The 17,839-nt window shown below is 47.7% G+C and carries 11 protein-coding genes; 7 read left to right on the top strand and 4 right to left on the bottom strand.

The window, feature by feature from the left end; translation table 11 throughout:
• The first annotated feature begins 50 nt into the window (after positions 1-50).
• Positions 51-887, top strand: a complete 837-nt coding sequence (gene metQ / locus A37S_RS0113195) for a methionine ABC transporter substrate-binding lipoprotein MetQ (protein ID WP_036602461.1) — start codon at positions 51-53, stop codon at positions 885-887.
• A gap of 16 nt (positions 888-903) precedes the next feature.
• On the opposite strand, the gene metI is transcribed toward metQ, so the two are convergent.
• Both metI and A37S_RS0113185 read right to left on the bottom strand, forming a co-directional pair.
• A complete protein-coding gene (gene metI, locus A37S_RS0113190; protein WP_028297397.1) occupies positions 904-1,557 on the bottom strand; it encodes a methionine ABC transporter permease MetI in 654 nt (217 codons plus the stop codon).
• Positions 1,550-2,578 (bottom strand): methionine ABC transporter ATP-binding protein, encoded by a 1,029-nt coding sequence (locus A37S_RS0113185; protein ID WP_028297396.1) that lies wholly within the window; start codon positions 2,576-2,578, stop codon positions 1,550-1,552. Before A37S_RS0113185 ends, metI begins: the two co-directional genes overlap by 8 nt.
• 462 nt (positions 2,579-3,040) lie before the next feature.
• Here A37S_RS0113185 and A37S_RS24675 point away from each other — a divergent pair, with 462 nt between their 5' ends.
• The 3 genes from A37S_RS24675 to A37S_RS0113170 all read left to right on the top strand — a co-directional run bounded on the left by A37S_RS24675 (position 3,041) and on the right by A37S_RS0113170 (position 6,297).
• Positions 3,041-3,517, top strand: coding sequence for a DUF4395 domain-containing protein (locus A37S_RS24675; RefSeq protein ID WP_051293158.1), 477 nt, complete (start codon positions 3,041-3,043; stop codon positions 3,515-3,517).
• A gap of 67 nt (positions 3,518-3,584) precedes the next feature.
• Positions 3,585-4,511: a family 2A encapsulin nanocompartment shell protein gene (locus A37S_RS0113175; protein WP_028297395.1), complete on the top strand. Its 927-nt coding sequence runs from the start codon at positions 3,585-3,587 to the stop codon at positions 4,509-4,511.
• 1 nt (position 4,512) lies between these two features.
• Positions 4,513-6,297: a family 2A encapsulin nanocompartment cargo protein cysteine desulfurase gene (locus A37S_RS0113170; protein ID WP_036602457.1), complete on the top strand. Its 1,785-nt coding sequence runs from the start codon at positions 4,513-4,515 to the stop codon at positions 6,295-6,297.
• On the opposite strand, the gene A37S_RS0113165 is transcribed toward A37S_RS0113170, so the two are convergent.
• Both A37S_RS0113165 and A37S_RS0113160 read right to left on the bottom strand, forming a co-directional pair.
• Positions 6,294-6,506 carry a heavy-metal-associated domain-containing protein gene (locus A37S_RS0113165; protein WP_028297393.1) on the bottom strand — a complete coding sequence of 71 codons (213 nt, stop codon included), beginning with the start codon at positions 6,504-6,506 and terminating at the stop codon, positions 6,294-6,296. The genes A37S_RS0113170 and A37S_RS0113165 overlap by 4 nt on opposite strands.
• A gap of 73 nt (positions 6,507-6,579) precedes the next feature.
• Positions 6,580-9,009, bottom strand: coding sequence for a heavy metal translocating P-type ATPase (locus tag A37S_RS0113160; RefSeq protein WP_028297392.1), 2,430 nt, complete (start codon positions 9,007-9,009; stop codon positions 6,580-6,582).
• Positions 9,010-9,612: 603 nt separating this feature from the next.
• On the opposite strand from A37S_RS0113160, the gene A37S_RS0113155 reads away from it, so the two are divergent.
• From A37S_RS0113155 to A37S_RS0113145, 3 genes are all read left to right on the top strand, one after another.
• A complete protein-coding gene (locus tag A37S_RS0113155; RefSeq protein ID WP_028297391.1) occupies positions 9,613-12,615 on the top strand; it encodes a SusC/RagA family TonB-linked outer membrane protein in 3,003 nt (1,000 codons plus the stop codon).
• Positions 12,616-12,619: 4 nt separating this feature from the next.
• Positions 12,620-14,170, top strand: a complete 1,551-nt coding sequence (locus A37S_RS0113150; RefSeq protein ID WP_028297390.1) for a RagB/SusD family nutrient uptake outer membrane protein — start codon at positions 12,620-12,622, stop codon at positions 14,168-14,170.
• Positions 14,171-14,778: 608 nt separating this feature from the next.
• Positions 14,779-17,832, top strand: a complete 3,054-nt coding sequence (locus tag A37S_RS0113145; protein ID WP_028297389.1) for a SusC/RagA family TonB-linked outer membrane protein — start codon at positions 14,779-14,781, stop codon at positions 17,830-17,832.
• The last annotated feature ends 7 nt before the right edge of the window (positions 17,833-17,839 follow it).

Raw genomic sequence — 17,839 nt, 5'->3', positions numbered from 1 at the left:
AAGGAGTTCATGTTTTATTAAAATCGAATATACATCCTTAATATAGTTATATGAACCTGATGATATGCCATGGTGGCAAGAAAAGACTGTTCCTATTCGCGGCGTTTATTGGCCTGTTTTTGCTCCATGCTTGCGGTGGACGATCCAAGAACGACAATCCAAAATACCTGAAAGTAGGCATTACCTCTGGTCCGGAAAGAGAAATTGCAGAGGCTGCCCAAAAAGAGGCCAAAGCGAAATATGATCTCGACGTGGAGCTGGTTACCTTCAACGATTACGTTGTGCCAAATGAAGCACTCAACCAAGGCGACATTGATATAAATGCCTTTCAGCACGTGCCTTATTTGGAGGAGCAGGCCAAGCAGCGAGGCTATAAATTGGCCGTTGTGGGCAATACGTTCGTTTACCCGATAGTTGCCTATTCCAAAAAGATTGGGAATATATCGGAACTGAAGAACGGGAGCACCATCGTTATTCCCAATGATCCGACCAACGGTGGGCGATCATTACTGCTCCTGCAGAAACATGGACTGCTGCAATTGAGGGATGGCGTGGGCTTGCTGCCCAAGGTCACCGACATCGCGCAAAATCCCAAGCAATTGAAAATCCTCGAAATTGAAGCACCACAGTTGCCACGGGTATTGGACGACAAGGAAGTAACCATTGCTGTTATCAACAACAACTTTGCCGCGCAGGCCGGGATAGACCCCGAGCAATATGGTATCCTAAAGGAAGATAAGGAATCTCCCTACGTGAATGTTATAGTGGCTAGAGAGGATAACAAAGACGCCGAAAAAGTGCGGAACTTCGTTAAGGCATACCAGTCTGAAGCGGTTGAGAAAGCAGCGGAAAAGGTATTCAAGGGGGGAGCGGTTAAAGGTTGGTAAAACCGAAAAATCCTACTTACCTATGATCGAATTTTCTCGACAAGCGATCTCCTATGAACTGAATGGCAAAAACCAGCCCAACCAAGAGGATGAGTACCATATTCATGATAAGGGCGTCATAGCCGATGTATCCATACTGATAGCCAATTTGCCCGAGGCCTCCAGCGCCTACGGCGCCTCCCATGGCCGAATAGCCCACCAGCGTAATCAGGGTAATCGTCGCATTGTTTATGAGGGAAGGCAAGGCTTCTGGCAGCAGTACTTTGGTGATTACTTGAAACGGCCGGGCTCCCATGGAGCGAGCTGTTTCGATCAATCCGCTTGGTACTTCAAGTAGGCTGTTTTCCACCAGCCTTGCTATAAACGGGGCGGCACCGATACTAAGGGGCACCAAAGCTGCGCTGATGCCTATGGAAGTCCCCACCAATGCCCTCGTGAAAGGGATCATCCATACGATCAAGATGATGAAAGGAATGGAGCGAAAAGCGTTGACCAGTATAGATAGTGTGCGGTGGTATAGCGGTCTCTCCAGCAACTGCCCCTTTCGGGTCAAGAATAGTGCAATACCCGTAGGGAGTCCCAAAGCAAAGCCAAAAATGCCAGAAACAAAAGTCATAAAAATGGTTTCCCAGAGTCCTTTTAAAATCAGCAGTGTGGTGTTGTCAAGCATATCCTTTTATAGTGTTTTTTAGCTGATGTTGATTAAAATAATAAATAGCTCTTGCATTTTCCTCAGTGCTGCCCATTAGGTGTAGCAATAGTTTGCCGAAGTTTGTGTCGCCCAAGTATTCAATATCTGCCCTTAGCACCTTAAACGGTACTTGGTATTCGCCCGATATTTTGGCTATCAGGACATCAAACCTCATATTTCCATTGAGTTGGATTTCGATTATCGGGCATAGGCCTTCCTGATAATCTTTCTGCAGGTTCTCGCTCAGCTCTTTTGGTAGGGTCATGGCGTCCGATTGAATAAATTGGTGAATGATATGTTTGTCGTCTTTGGCGAGCAATTGGCGAATGGTACCTTTTGCCACTAGCTTGCCCCTATCTATCACCGCTACATGGTTGCAGATAGATTTTACTACTTCCATTTCATGGGTGATGAGTAGGATGGTGAGGTGCAATCTTTTGTTGATGTCTTTCAATAATTGCAGGATGGACTGCGTGGTGGCGGGATCCAGGGCACTTGTTGCCTCATCGCAAAGTAGTACATAAGGATCGTTCGCCAAGGCCCGGGCAATGGCGACGCGTTGCTTTTGTCCTCCAGATAGGTTTTTGGGATAATCATTTGCTTTCTCGCGAAGTCCCACTACCTCCAATAGCTCGGTCACTTTTCGGCGAATTTCGGCTTTCGGTACACCATCTAGTTCCAAGGGCAATGCCACATTGTTGAATACTGCCCTTGAAGAAAGCAGGTTAAAATGCTGAAAGATCATCCCGATTTTTTTGCGTTCCTGCGCCAGCTGTTTCTCGGTCAGCCTGGTCAGCTCTGTCCCGTTGACAATGATTTGTCCTTCCTCGGGCTTTTCCAATAGGTTAACACAACGTATCAAAGTACTTTTTCCCGCTCCTGAACTTCCAATGACACCGACAATATCTGCTTCTGCTACCGTTAGATTTATATTGTCAAGCGCCTTGAATGCCTTGTCTTTTTGATAGAAAGTTTTGGAAACGTTTTTTATCGTTATCATGTTGTTGTGTTGCTTAGTGATCCGAATAGGTGTTAGGGCTACTTTTATACTTTTTTGTGATTACCCCTAGTCTATTCATTTTCTTTTTGCAGGCAGGTGAGGTGCTACGAGTAGAAGTCGCGGGCAGATTCGAACTACCGTAAAAGGGTATGCCTCCCTCCACCTAGCCACTCGGTCACGCGACTGCAGCCAAAACCAATCTTGTTTCGACAAAAATAAATAAATTATACATAAAGTCTACTTTTTTTATAGACTTTATGTATGTTTGCTCTGAACGCCGTTGGGTAATTTTTTGTTTTGATCGAAAAGCTGCAAACCGGATACCATTACGGAAAACTATTTTTATGGCAAACAGAACGAGTATAGGAAGACCAAATAATTCATTTGATATAAAACAAGCGTTCTTTACAAAGACACTTTAATTAAATAATGTAGGAGTCATCACCAAATAAATCATAGCTAATGGCACGGGTAAAACAACAAATTACATCTTTCGATGGGCTGAATTGCCCTACCGATTTTATATTGATCAATGACTTTCAGGCTAGGGTAACAGCTGGCCTTGTTTTTATTAGCGCCTCGCTCTACCTGTTGACGGGCTTTTGGGGAATCCCTGTGCTATTGGTAGTCGATTTTGCCCTGCGTGTTGCGAACAAGGGTAGTTACAGTCCTTTTTGGCGTATTGCGGGACTGATCGTAAGTGGTTTTAAGATTGGATTTAGAGGGACCGACCGAGCCCCGAAGCGGTTTGCAGCTACCATTGGGCTTCTTTTTTCAATAGCTATATTGAGCTTGGCGGGATACAGCACCGTAAGTGCCGTCGTATTGGCATCCATATTGGCTTTATTCGCATTACTGGAATCTGTGTTTGGCTTCTGTGCCGGATGCCATGTTTTCAGTCTGTTGGTAAAGTTTGGCCTGATTCGTAAGCCCATATGACCTAAACGGATAAAGTCAATTTTTTATAACAATCACTATTAAATCTAAAACCAAAAACACATTTTTTATGGCAGGACAAGTAAAGAATCAACAACAGACCGCACTGAGTGATATTGCGGCAAGACCGCTGGCCATAGCCACGCGTACCGTACCTCAAACCTCCTTTATCACGCCGCGCTGGTTGCCACATCTATTGAGCTGGGTACCGGTAGAGGCTGGTATATATCGGGTCAACAGAGTGAAGGAAGGCAACACGGTAGAAGTAGATTGCTCCAACCGTGATGAGCGTGCACTGCCGAATACCTTTGTAGACTATGTGGAGCAACCTAGGGAATATTTGTTGAGTGCAGTGAATACGGTATTGGACGTACATACCCGTGTGTCCGACCTATATAGCAAACCCTATAACCAGATCAGTGAGCAATTGCGGCTGACCATCGAAGCGATTAAGGAGCGTCAGGAGAGTGAGTTGATAAATAATAGGGAATACGGATTGCTTCATAGTGTTGTAAAATCCCAACGGATAAAGACACGGACAGGTGCGCCCACGCCAGATGATTTGGATGAATTGATTACCAAGGTGTGGAAGGAACCGGGATTTTTTCTTTTGCATCCTTTGGCCATAGCCGCCTTTGGAAGAGAATGTACCAGACGCGGAGTGCCGCCACCCACGGTATCCTTGTTTGGCTCGCAGTTTATCACCTGGCGTGGCATACCGTTGATTCCTTCGGACAAGGTGCCCATTGAGAACAACAAAACCAAGATCATCTTGATACGTACCGGAGAAAGCAGGCAGGGAGTTGTAGGGCTTTACCAGCCCAACTTGCAGGGCGAGCAATCGCCAGGGCTTTCGGTTCGCTTTATGGGGATTAACGAAAAGGCCATTGCTTCCTATTTGGTTTCCCTGTACTGTTCTCTTGCCGTTTTGGTAGAAGATGCCATTGCGGTACTGGACGATGTAGAAATAAACAAGTATCACGAGTACAAGTACTAACATGAGCGACAACAATTTCAATAAACACAACTATGAACTGCCCGAAGAGAGCGAATTGGAGAGATTGGCCAATAGTCTCTTCCAGACATCTCCAGGTGGTATAGATCCAGCGAGTCCGCCTGGTACTTCTGATCGTGTCCATCCTTACATAGGAGGGTATCATGCCCCCGTATCGCTTCATGATAATGGTGGTATCTCTCCATCGGCCATACATCAGGGCAATGCCATCGATTTGTACGATCCGCAGACCAGTCTGCCCGATCCCAATGCCAAGGGCTATGGCGAGGTACCTCACTCTACGGCAGGCAGCGGTGGGGCGTCTGCTGGCGATGCGGTATCGGGCTCGCGTGTTGAAGATCACGATCTAGGCATAAATGCCCTGCCCTTTGAAGGGGGGAAATCGTCGTTCGAGCAGCAATTGCTCGATGCATTGCGCCATATACAGCTTAGCGGTCCGTCAGCGCAGTTTTCCAATCCTCCCTCTAGTGTATTGGACGAAAGTGCCTATTATTTCACCCCGATTTCGCCTTTTGCTTCGGGAAGCGAAACACAGTGGTCCAGTTATGGTGCAAGCCCAACTTTCAATGTCAACTTGGTAAGGAACGATTTTCCCATTCTGAACGAACGGGTAAATGGTCGGCCGCTCATCTGGTTTGATAACGCGGCTACCACGCAAAAGCCTCAATCGGTATTGGACAGGTTGGCTTATTTCTATCAGCACGAGAACTCCAATATCCATCGAGCTGCCCATACCTTGGCAGCGAGAGCAACGGATGCTTACGAAGAGGCGCGCATCAAAGTGCAGCATTTCCTAAATGCACGCTCAATCAACGAGGTCGTCTTTGTTAGAGGAACGACGGAGGCCATCAACCTGGTGGCGAGTAGTTGGGGCGAGCAATACCTCCATGAAGGGGATGAGATTATCCTTAGTCATTTGGAGCATCATGCCAATATTGTTCCATGGCAATTGTTGGCCAAGAAAAAGAACTTGAACATTAAGGTAATACCCGTGGATGATGATGGGCAAGTATTGATAGATGAATATGCCAAGCTAATAAGCCCTAGGACCAAGTTAGTGTCCTTTACGTTGGTTTCCAATGCCTTGGGTACCATCACTCCAGCCAAGCAAATTGTAGATATCGCCCATGCGGCAGGAGCAAAGGTACTGGCCGATGGGGCGCAGTCCGTATCGCATATCCGTACGGATGTGCAACAGTTGGGCGCAGATTGGTTTGTTTTTTCGGGACATAAGATATTTGGTCCCACGGGAATAGGTGTACTATATGGTAAGGAGGGTCTGCTCAATGCAACGCAGCCTTACCAAGGCGGAGGAAACATGATCAAGGATGTCACCTTTGAACATACTGAATTCCACGAGGCACCTAGCCGCTTTGAGGCAGGTACCGGAAATATCGCTGATGCGGTAGCCTTGGGGGCGGCCATTGATTACGTGAACAAATTGGGGATAGACAATATTTACCAATATGAGCATTTTCTGTTGCACTATGCCACCAGCAAGTTGAAGGCTATACCCGGTATACGATTGATAGGCACTGCCAAGGAGAAAACCAGCGTCCTATCTTTCGTACTAAATGGATATACAACGACACAGGTGGGTGAAGCGCTCAGCAAGGAGGGCATCGCAGTACGTGCCGGACATCACTGTGCACAACCCATACTGCGACGCTATGGGCTCGAGTCGACGGTGCGGCCTTCTTTCGCGTTTTACAACACTTGCGCTGAAATAGACCAATTTATCGACGTAATAAAAAGCTTGAAGCATTAATCAATAGGGGTGGACTTGAAGCCTGTTTTGGCAATCAATTCCATCACCTTCTCCTTGTCTACTGTTTTTCCGGATACGGTAAGTATTTTGTCCTTATTGTCCGTATCCACGTGCCATTCTGTTATCTTCTCATCGCTGTTCAACGCTGGGGTCACTTTGGCCACACAGCCTCCACAATTGATATTGGTCTTGAATTTTAAGGTTTCCATTTTTTTAGATTTTTATCTTTTCACCATGCCTACGGCAGGCAAGTTTTTTAATTTTTTTACTTTTTATTTCATGCTATATTTTCTTCCATTTCAGCCTTAAGCTATTGGCTACCACACTCACCGAACTGAACGCCATTGCGGCACCCGCCCACATGGGATCCAGCAAGAAGCCATTGATGGGATACAATATTCCGGCAGCAAGTGGAATGCCAATCATATTGTAAATGAATGCCCAAAAGAGGTTTTGCTTTATGGCTTTCACCGTTTGGTCTGAAAGATGGATGGCTTCCGGGATTTTGGACAAATCGGATGAGATAATGGTCATCTTGGCCACGTCCATCGCAATGTCGCTTCCTTTACCCATGGCGATACTTACATCGGCCTGTGCCAGTGCATTGCTGTCGTTGATGCCGTCGCCCACCATGGCTACGACATTTCCCTGTTGTTGCAGTGTTTTGGCAAAAGCAGCTTTTTCGGCAGGCAGCACGTTGGCCTTGTAGTCGTCTATATGCAATTGCTCCGCTACGGCCCTTGCAGTATGTTCGTTGTCGCCAGTGAGCATATACACTTTGATGCCCTCTTTGTGCAGTTGGTGGATGGCACTGGCAGAGCTAGGCTTTATCTTATCGGCTATAGCCAACATAGCCAATAAAGTTTGTCCCTTGCCATAGAAAATAACGGTTTGCGCTTCTGTGTATTTTTGATTCATCCATGCGCTTGCATCTTCGCCAATGGCTATGCCTTTCTCACGCATCAATTGTTGATTGCCGATGGTGTAGGTTTCGCCTTCGTATGTGCCCTGGATGCCTTGGCCGCTTATGTTTTCTATCGTTACGTTGCTTAGATACTCGGCTTTTCCCTTAAAATAGTCGGCCACGGCATCAGCTAGGGGATGTTCTGACGACTTTTCAATGCTGTAGAGGATATTTTGCAGCAATTGATCCGTTTGGGCAAGCCATCGCACGTCGGTTACCGAAGGCTTGCCTTCCGTGATGGTTCCTGTTTTGTCGAGTATGATGGCCGTGATACGCTTTGCAAGTTCCAGGCTTTCGGCATCCTTGATAAGGATTCCCTTCTCTGCGCCTTTGCCTACCCCTACCATGACAGCCGTGGGCGTTGCAAGCCCCAGGGCGCAGGGACAGGCAATGATCAGCACTGTGACAAAGGCAATGAGTCCTTGGCTGAAACCATTGCTTCCACCCGCCAATAGCCAGATAAAGAAACTAAGGATAGCAATCAGCATCACCACGGGTACAAAAATGGCAGCGATCTTATCCACCAATTTCTGTACGGGCGCTTTGCTTCCCTGTGCATCTTGCACCATCTTGATGATCTGGGCCAGCACGGTGTCGCCACCTACCTTATTGGCCGTAAACTGAAAGCCACCTTTTTGGTTGATGGTACCCGCAAATACCGGATCACCTTTTTGCTTAGCTACGGGTACTGGTTCTCCGCTGATCATGCTCTCGTCTACATAGCTGCTGCCTTCGGCAACTGTTCCGTCTACTGCAATCCGTTCCCCAGGCTTCACCAGTAGTGTATCTCCCACCTGTACCTTAGTAATGGGCATTTCCATTTGATGCCCCCCGTGGTGGATGACGGTGACCGTCTTGGGTTGTAGTCCCATCAGTTTTTTGATGGCACTGGAGGTGTTGCCTTTTGCTTTTTCTTCCAACAGTTTGCCCAATAGCAAGAAAGCGATGACCACCCCTGCCGCTTCAAAATAGACATGGGGATGGACACCACGGCTATGCCAAAAACCGGGCAATAAGGTGTTGAACACGCTGAACACATAGGCCGTACCCGTGCTGATGGCTACCAAGGTGTCCATGTTGGCAGAGCGGTGCTTGGCCTGTTTCCAGGCGCCTACAAAAAACTGCTGTCCAAAGTAAAACAGCATAGGCGTGGAAAGAGCCCACATGATGTAATTGGCATAGGGCATGTCCATGAAAAACATACCGATGATGACCAGAGGTACCGAAAGGAGTAGCGCTCCATAAACTTTTCTAGCCAGTGTTTTCTGTTTGTTTGCCTTGGCGGTTTCAAGGGATTCATGTGCGTCTTCATGCTCATCGATCATCAGGTCATAGCCCGCTTGCTGTACCGCCTTTTTGAGCTCGCCTGGATCGGTAATCGTAGGTATGTATTCCACCTGTGCACTGTTGTTGGCAAAATTGACCGCTACATGGATCACGCCGTCATGGTGTTGGAGGACAGACTCCACACTGCTGGCACAGGACGCGCACGACATATCCATTACGGGAAATGTTTTTTTTACGGTAGTGACGCCATAACCCAAGTCGCGAATGGCATTTACGGCGTTTGCGACAGTGGCTTGTGTATTCTGGTCCACTTGGATGAGCGCCCTGTTATTGTTGAGCTCCACCTTATGCGAGCTAATGCCCTGCACCTGTGCCAATCCCTTGTCCACTATCATGGCACAATGCTCGCTATCCACATTTTCCAATGGAAGGTCGAATGTTCTTTTATTTACGGTTTCCATCATTGTCCTTCGTTTAATACTACAAATATCGGGACCGATTGGCTAAAGTATGTTATATAATTCGGGCGAATAGTTACATATTATTTGGCTGTTTTTCCGTCAGATATTTCCATGCTTGTGCATGAACGCGCTATGTAGCTAGGTACAAATGACCTCGATGATTAGATATAAGGCATGTTGCGGTATTTTTACGCTCAAATAATGAAGTAGTTATAGCCTTTACAGTTCTTTTTCTAATAATAAATATAAAGCCTATTGATTTAATAGATTTTATACGTATGTTTGCAATCGTTTTAGAGACCAGACTTATATTAATTTACTTAAACAATTTTTATGAATGCACCCATACCGTCTTGCGCAGTAATAACCACACTTGGTCTTGCAAGGCCTTTTGCCATGACCTTATTCACAACCTGCCTTTTCGGCTTTTATATAAGCTGCCTCCGAATGCGAATGTGTCGCTAAGCGACTTCCAATTCCATGCACGATCCCCTTTCATTTTGGATCTTGATGCACTTAATTTTTATTTCTGGATATCACCATGCAGGCCTGCGACGATAGGCTTGTAGGACATTTACGCAAATTTTTTCACATACTGATGCAATGAATAGATTCTTGAAGTTGATGATCATCTTCTTGTTGTGGCTGCCCGCCAGTGCCGGAGCACAACAGATAGCCGTTAACTGCGAAGTCATAGATAGCGAAACAAATGCACCCGTCCCCGGAGTCAATGTGACGTGGAAGGAAAGGGGTTCCCTTTTGGCAACGACCGACGCAAATGGCCGGTTCTCGGTGAGCATAGCCCCAGGCACCGAGCTTACTTTCTCCTCGCTGGGCTATGTCACCACCAACTTGCCCGCAAAGGAAGGCCTGCGCGTCATCTTGGTGCCGGACAATACCACCCTCGATGAGGTGGTGGTGACGGGTGTGGCACAGGGCACGGATCGCAAGCAGCTGGCATTTGCGCTGACAAAAGTGAACACCGAACAGCTGGCAACTGTGCCCGGTGTAGATGCCTCGCAAAGCTTGAGGGGAAAGGTAGCCGGTATCCGCATCGTGCAAAGCACGGGCAATGGAAGTGCCACTGTCACCTTGCGCGGTGCAAAATCCGTATCGGGCAACGTGGCTCCCCTCATCGTGGTGGACGGATTTGTAACCAACCTTTCCCTTTCCGACCTCAATCCGCAGGACATTGAGTCCATAGAGGTGGTAAAGGGTGCGGCCGCTTCCGCGCTGTACGGAACCCGTGGGGAAGGAGGCACCATACAGGTTATCACCAAAACCGGAAAGGGCAGCTCGGGGTTGCGTTTGACGCTGGATAACGAGGTGGGTATATCCAACGTGCAGCGAACGCCACCCGTATCGGAATACCACCATTTTCAGGTAAATGCCGATGGCTCTTTTGTGCTGAACGGTACCAACCGCCTCTTGGATTACCAGGACAACGGCTTCTCGCTCAACCTGCACCCCTATACCCATTACTATGACAATGTGGGCAACATGTTGAACAACAACGCTTTCTTTAGCAATACCTTCTCTGCCACGGCAGCGGGCGACAAGTACAACCTGTATGCCTCTTTCCAAAACCAGCACAAGGGAGGCGTAGCTTCCGTAGTAGATGCCGATACGAGAAAGACGGCTATGTTTAACTTTGGCTACAGGCCCAATCAGAAGTTGAGCGTAGACCTCACCCTGCAATACTTCAATACGGTAACGCCTTCGTCGGCAACGACCAATAGCGGTGCGGGTTCGCTGCTCTATGCCACCACGCTCTATGAGCCATTCATATACCTGCGCCAGCGCGATGAAAATGGCAAGTACGCCTTTAGCCCAGATGGCTTTGAGATACAGAAATTCAACGTAGATAATCCCTTCTACCAGTTGAGCTACCGCGAGTATGCCAACAATAATGACAATGTGCTGGGTGGTGCTAAATTGCGCTATGCCTTCAGCCAGTACCTGAATGCCGAGGTATATGGCTCCATACAGAACGAGTATTTTAACAGTGAGGACTATTATCCGATTGGCTTCCAGACCTTGACGGCCAACATTAGCCGTAACAACGGCTACTATGGATTGCTGTCCTCCAAGGTGGCCACCAAGAACGCGCAGGCACAGATCAACTATCAGCGCCGTTTCAACGTGTTGGATCTGGGTGTCTCGCTCAAATCCGTTTACGAAGATTATCGCTATACGGAACTGAGGGCCTCTGGCTATAACCTGAGTGCACCGGTAAAAAACCTCTCCGCTGCTGCTGCAGATACGCGAAGCATTGGTTCGGACTGGAGCCGGACGGTCAACTATGGCTATTTCCTGAACGTGAAGGCCGGTTGGAAAGAAAAGGTCTTCCTAGACGTGCTTGGCCGGTTGGATCAGAGTTCGCGCTTTGGGCAGGATGTGGCCACGGCCTTTTTTCCCAGGGCATCCCTTGCCTATAGGCTCACGCAGGATGTGGACCTCGGCTTTGTCAATGAGCTTAAGCTGCGTGCAGCCTATGGACAGGCGGGCAGCTTGCCTCCTTTCAATGCCAAGGAAAGCCGTGTGGAGCTGAACAGTACCGGTGGCGTAAGCTACACACAGCGGGCCAATACCGATCTAAAGCGGGCCGTGACCTCCGAAATAGAACTGGGTATAGACGCCGTGGTGTTCAATCGCATCAACGTACAGGCCAACTACGCCGCTTCCGATAGCAAGAACGACTTCATACTGGTGCCCGCTTTTTCGCCCACCACCGGATCGGCACAGATATACGACAACCTAGGTGCGGTGAAATCCCATGCGTGGGAACTCGAGGCCAATGGGGCCGCCATCCAGCGTACGGCCTTCTCATGGAACGTGGGCATCACCTTTAGCCGTGTGCGCAGTGAGATCACTTCACTGGGCAATGTGCCCGAGTTTACCAGCAGCAATTTCCGAAAGGCCATGGGGCTAAGCCCATTTGCCTATTACGGCTACAGCGTGCTCACCAGCTTGGATCAATTGGAAGTGAATGCCGATGGGCTGGTGACCAATGCAGCAGGAGGAGATCTCCGTCCCGATGATTTTACCATGAACTCGGTGGGTTTCGTCGTGCTTAAAAGTCAACTGGGAACGGCCGCAGAGGTGCCACTGCTATACCAAAATGCCGCCACGGGCAATTCCAAGGTCATAGGCGATGCGCAACCAGACTTTATTTTAGGCCTCTCCAATACCTTCCGCTGGAAATCCTTTAGCATATATGGTCTGTTGGATTGGCAGCAGGGGGGGCTGAAGTACAACATGACCCAGCAGTATCTTACCTATCAGTACCGCTCGCCTTTCTCCGATGAAACGGCCCAGTTGGGTTTACCCTTGGCCTTTACCACCGGTGTTTTCAATGCCCAACAGGTAACCGATTATTGGCTGCACAAGAGCAGCTACCTTTCACTGCGAGAGCTTTCGGTGGCCTACAACCTGCCCCGGATAGGCTTGTTCAAGAATGCCGTAAAGAGTGGCAGAATAGCCTTTGTAGCACGCAACCTATATACCTGGACAGACTTTACGGGCGTTACGCCCGAAGGCAATATGGATTTCTTTGAATATCCCACTTATCGGATCTTCAGCGGCAAATTGACACTTAACTTTTGATCTCATGAACAAGAAAAAATATAATAGATTCGCTTTGATAGCGGCCCTAGCAACCCAAACCTTCTTAGGTGCGTGCTCTGGTATCGGGTTTGACAATCCGGCCATACTCACCAATGAGCAAGCCATCGATAAAATCGAGGACTTGGGTTATAAGCTCAGTACCAGCAGTGTACAAACTACGTTTAGTACAACTACCAGCAGTGCAGGTGTGCATTTCAGCCTTTTGGCAGACCAAACCACCAATACCAACGGTAACTCGTCATGGTGGGAGTTTGCGCTGGAACCCCGGTTGCGGCTCAACAACAATACCTCCTATAGAGGAGCAGTAACTTGGAATACTTTTTACAACAATTTCTATCAGGCCAATTTGGACGCAACCTTGGCCCTGAATATCATCGAAAACGAAGGAAAGCCTATCATAGACGGCCAAGGAGAGGACAGGACGGCAGATTGCCGCATTGCCGCTTATTTTGCTAAGGGCGTATCACAGGGATACTTGGGGGTCATTTTCGATCGAGGTATCATCGTAGACGATGTGGACGTGTCCGAAAGAGCTTTTCCAAATAGCTACAAGGAGTTGATAGAGAATGGTATAAAGCATATTGAAAAGGCCGTTGAACTGGCAGAGGCCAGCGCCAACTTCCGCTTTGATTTCCTTTCCGGAATCATCCTTTCCAAGGCCGAATTCATTGCCCTCTCCAACAGCCTTGCCGCCAGGATACTTTCTTCCCAAGCGCGCGACGAAGAAGAGGCTAGGGCGTTGGGAGCGGCCCACTGGAACAAGGTCATCGCTTTTGCCCAGAAAGGAGTAAGCGGCGACTATATATTGCCTACTACCACGGGGGGCTATTATAACCAGTTGGTATCGCTCTTGGTACAGCGAAATGCCGATGGTTCTGGATGGCTGCCACCTGATATCAAGATCCCCTACTTGGCAGACGAAAGCGGCCAAACGCCCAATTACTACCCACAAACCGGTATATTGCCTCCCATATCGTCGCTCGATGAGCGATTTGACGATTATTTTGGCTACACCACCAGCTTCGGTATTCTGATGGAGTCGCGCGGACGAGGATTGTTTACCAACTACTACCGTAAGCGTTGGTATAATGCCAGTAATACCCTCAACGTGCCCGGTGCACAAAATCCCTTCTTCCTGGCAGAGGAGTTGCGTCTCATAGAGGCAGAGGCCCTTTACTGGTTGGATGATTATGCCGGTGCCGCCGCTTTGCTCAACGCGCCTTTCGCTGCCCGTAAAAGCAAAGGCCTCCTAGCCGATGTGGGCGCCGAAAGGGAGGCTCTTAGGCGGGCTTTGCACTATGAATACGCTATTGAAATAGACGCCGCAGGTGGGGCATTCGTACCCTTTACCTTCATGAGGAGAAATGATCTGCTCATTGGCGGTACGCCCACGCAATATCCTGTGCCGCAGTTGCAGGCCGAATTGGCAAATATAGACGTATATACTTTTGGAGGTAAGGACTACTTTGGCGAAAAGGGAAACTTTGGCGAAACAGTCACCGCCGCAAACAAGGGTTGGAAACCTTCGGAATAACTTATAATAAACGATAGGCTGCGTTTAAGGACGTATCAAACGAAACAGCAATAGTGGCCAGACAGCATTCGCTAGTTCGGCCACTATTGCTGTTTATCGTGAAACAAATTGACTATATATACTATCTTGGATATGGGAACGCGCGTACGAACAAATGCCGTGTGTCCGCCATGCAATAACCCATTGGGTACGCCGATTTACTTGAATAATGCTGTCGTTGTCAGTTAATCTATAGATATAATAAATATTTTGTCTATAGATTTTGTAGATTAAATATTTTGACTTATGTTTGTCCTTGTAAAACAAACAAATAACCAAGTAATGCGATGAAAACAAATCTACAACCGAGTTTGAGTACTTGTCTAAATGTAAATATTCACTACCTACACGTTACCTGGCGCCGAATGCCTAGCGGCTGCTGTTGTTAATTGCCCTCAATATTTTTTCATGTTGACTGTTTGCTCATGAATTGAGCATCGTCTTATTGACTTAATCGAAACCAAATTCTTTTTGGTCAGTACCCCGTATTGCCTTTTGTGAATGGGTACTGGCTTCATGTGTAAAATAAATCCTATATGTATAATCAGTATAATCGTAAAGCCTTATTTATGGAGCATAATCCGCATCTCCGGGATGCTGTGAGGTGGTTGGTGTCCGTTTGCTTTCTTTTTTTTCTACTATTTTCTGAAAAGTCGAGCGCACAGAACAAGCCCTTGATCAATTCTACCCTATCTGGATTGGTGGTAGACGCTAGTAGTAAAGAACCTTTGCCAGGGGCATTGGTGAAGATAGAGGGGGTGACAAATCAAACGCAGACAGATAAAGATGGAAAGTTTCAACTTATTACAGGGCAGCCTTTCCCCTACAATATTGTGATTTCTTATCTGGGTTATGACAGTAAGACAGTTAGAGCGGAGGGATCGCCGATAAGCATTGAGCTGGCGCCCAATCTTAATCAACTGGAAGACGTGGTGGTGGTAGGCTATGGCACACAAAAAAAGAAGGATCTCATAGGCTCTGTTTCCAAAGTTGACCCTGCTGCCACGGTGAATATTCCTACGGGTAGTTTTGATGCACAGCTACAGGGCAAGGTGCCGGGCGTACAGATTACTAGTAATACTGGCGTACCAGGAGAGGCCTTGAACGTCCGCTTGCGTGGCGCCACTTCCATCAATGCGGGCAATGATCCTTTGTACGTGGTAGATGGTGTGTTCCTCAACTCAAACAGCCTGCAAACCATTAACACGGGCGGAAAGGCGACATCGCCCATAGCCGATATAAATCCTGCCGATATAGAAAGCGTGGAAGTATTGAAAGATGCAGAAGCTACTGCCCTATATGGTTCTAGAGGAGCCAACGGCGTCATCATTGTGACTACCAAGAGAGGAAATTACAATGAAAAAGCAAGGGTAAATCTCAATCTTTCACAGGGTTTTTCGAAGGCTGCCAAATTGTGGGAATTGACTACGGGACCAGAGCATGCACAATTGGTCAATGAATATTTCCAAAATATCGGTCAACCGGCACCCTTTCGTCCCGTAGGCGAGGTGATTAACGGGGTTGCTGGTAGAGGCTTACCTGAAGAGCAACAGACCTATGACCGCTTGGGCGAGCTGTTTAGATCTGCCGCGCTTACCAATGCGGATCTATCGGTGTCTGGCGGTACAAGCCAGACCAAATACTATTTTGGGGCAGGTTTTAATAGACAGGAAGCGATCATAAAGCCTGTCAGTTTTGATAGGACGAGTTTTAAGGCCAATATAGATCAAAAGCTGAGTGAACGCGTGCAAATAGGTGTCAGCAATAGTTTTGCAAGGACCGGAAGAAATCAAGCCCGTGCTGGTGATGGACCACGGGGTGGACTGCTGCAGTCGGCCTTGCACACCCCTACCTATCTGTCTCCCTATAATGACGCTGGAGAATTGGTGGGACGTGCCGGTTTTGATAATCTCACGCTTTTGCTTGAAAATTACGACGTGGGTTCGCGCAGCTTAAGGTATATTGGCAATGTTTACTTGGAAGCGGACTTGTTGAAAAATCTCAAATTCAGATCGACCTTTAGCTTGGATTACAACAACTACGATGAATCTGAATATTGGAATAATCTCTTGATTGAAGGAAGTCCAGATGGTTTGGCCACGTCTACCATCACGCAATCTTCTACATGGATAAACGAACAGACTCTGACTTACCGCAAAAATTGGGACGATCAACACAATTTGGGGATTGTGGTAGGTAATACCTTGCAGGGAAGTACACTTGAACTTACCGGTGCGGAAGGAAGAGGCTTTGCCAATAATTCCTTTAAATTAATTTCTTCTGCAGCCACGACTACATCCACCCAAGATTGGTGGGAATACCGATTGGCCTCATTCTTTGGGCGTGTGGATTATGCCTTTAGGGACACTTACCTATTGGATTTTTCACTTAGGGCCGATGGGTCTTCGCGTTTTGGAACAGCTAACCAATGGGGCTATTTTCCAGCGGTAGGTGCTGCATGGCGTATCAAAAAGGCAGCTTTCTTAGCTGACGCAAAGGCTTTAGACGATTTGAAATTAAGGGCTAGTTATGGCTCTACTGGCAATCAAAACGGAATAGGCCCATTTGCCGCCAGAGGTTTGTGGTCTGGCGGTGAATCTTATCAGGGAGTGGCCGGTATAGCTCCGGAACAATTGGCAAATAGCGAACTGAAATGGGAGCGTACTAGGCAGCTGAATATCGGGCTCGACGCCATCTTTTTCAATGAACGATTGGATTTCACTTTTAACGTGTACGACAAGTACACCAAGGATGGCCTGCTTCCCCTTAGCCTAGCGGCCACTACTGGATTTGATTCGTACACCAGCAATTCGGCCGAAATCAGTAATAAAGGTTTCGAATTGGCCATCACCAGTACCAATGTCAGGAAGAAGGACTTCTCTTGGCAGACCAGCTTTAACGTTTCGAGAAACATCAATAAAATAGAAAAGCTTGCTTACACCATCTACGCTGGCAGTAGGGATTTGGTCATCTTCCAAGAAGGTAGCCCGATGTATTCTTTCTGGGTGTACAATCAATTATACGTGGATCCACAAACGGGAGATGCCGTGTATGAGGACGTCAATCAAGATGGGCAGATTACCGTGGCCGACCGACAAATAAAGGGTGATATCTGGCCCGACTTCTTTGGCGGGTTGACCAACAATTTTTCCTATAAGGGCTTTGATGCCTCCCTGTTTTTCGTTTTTTCTTACGGCAACAAAATATACAATCACAACCGCTTTTTTGGTGAAGCAGGTGGGGCAAGGGATGCAGCTCGCGTGATTCTAGCATCCAATCTGGCGAGGTGGCAACAGCCGGGAGATATTACGGACGTGCCTCGTGCAGATGGAGTGAACGTCAATAACTACCGCGACGGGGGAGGAAGATGGCTCGAGGATGGGTCCTACCTGCGCTTACGCTCCTTAAATATTGGATACACGCTGCCCAAAGGATTGACCAATCGCCTTCATTTAAATCGCTTGAGGCTGTTCGTAGAAGGCAACAATCTTTTTACATGGACAAATTATACCGGATTGGATCCAGAGTCTGCTGCCAACAGCAGCCCCAATCAGCAAGGAATAGATTTGGGTACTCCCCCTCAGCCGCGTAGTTTTCAATTTGGTCTTAATGTTTCCCTATAACCTATAC

It is taken from the genome of Olivibacter sitiensis DSM 17696 (assembly GCF_000427965.1).
Taxonomy (GTDB): domain Bacteria; phylum Bacteroidota; class Bacteroidia; order Sphingobacteriales; family Sphingobacteriaceae; genus Olivibacter; species Olivibacter sitiensis.
Note: the sequence above shows the minus strand (reverse complement) of the source record. Positions and strands in the feature narration are given on the sequence as shown.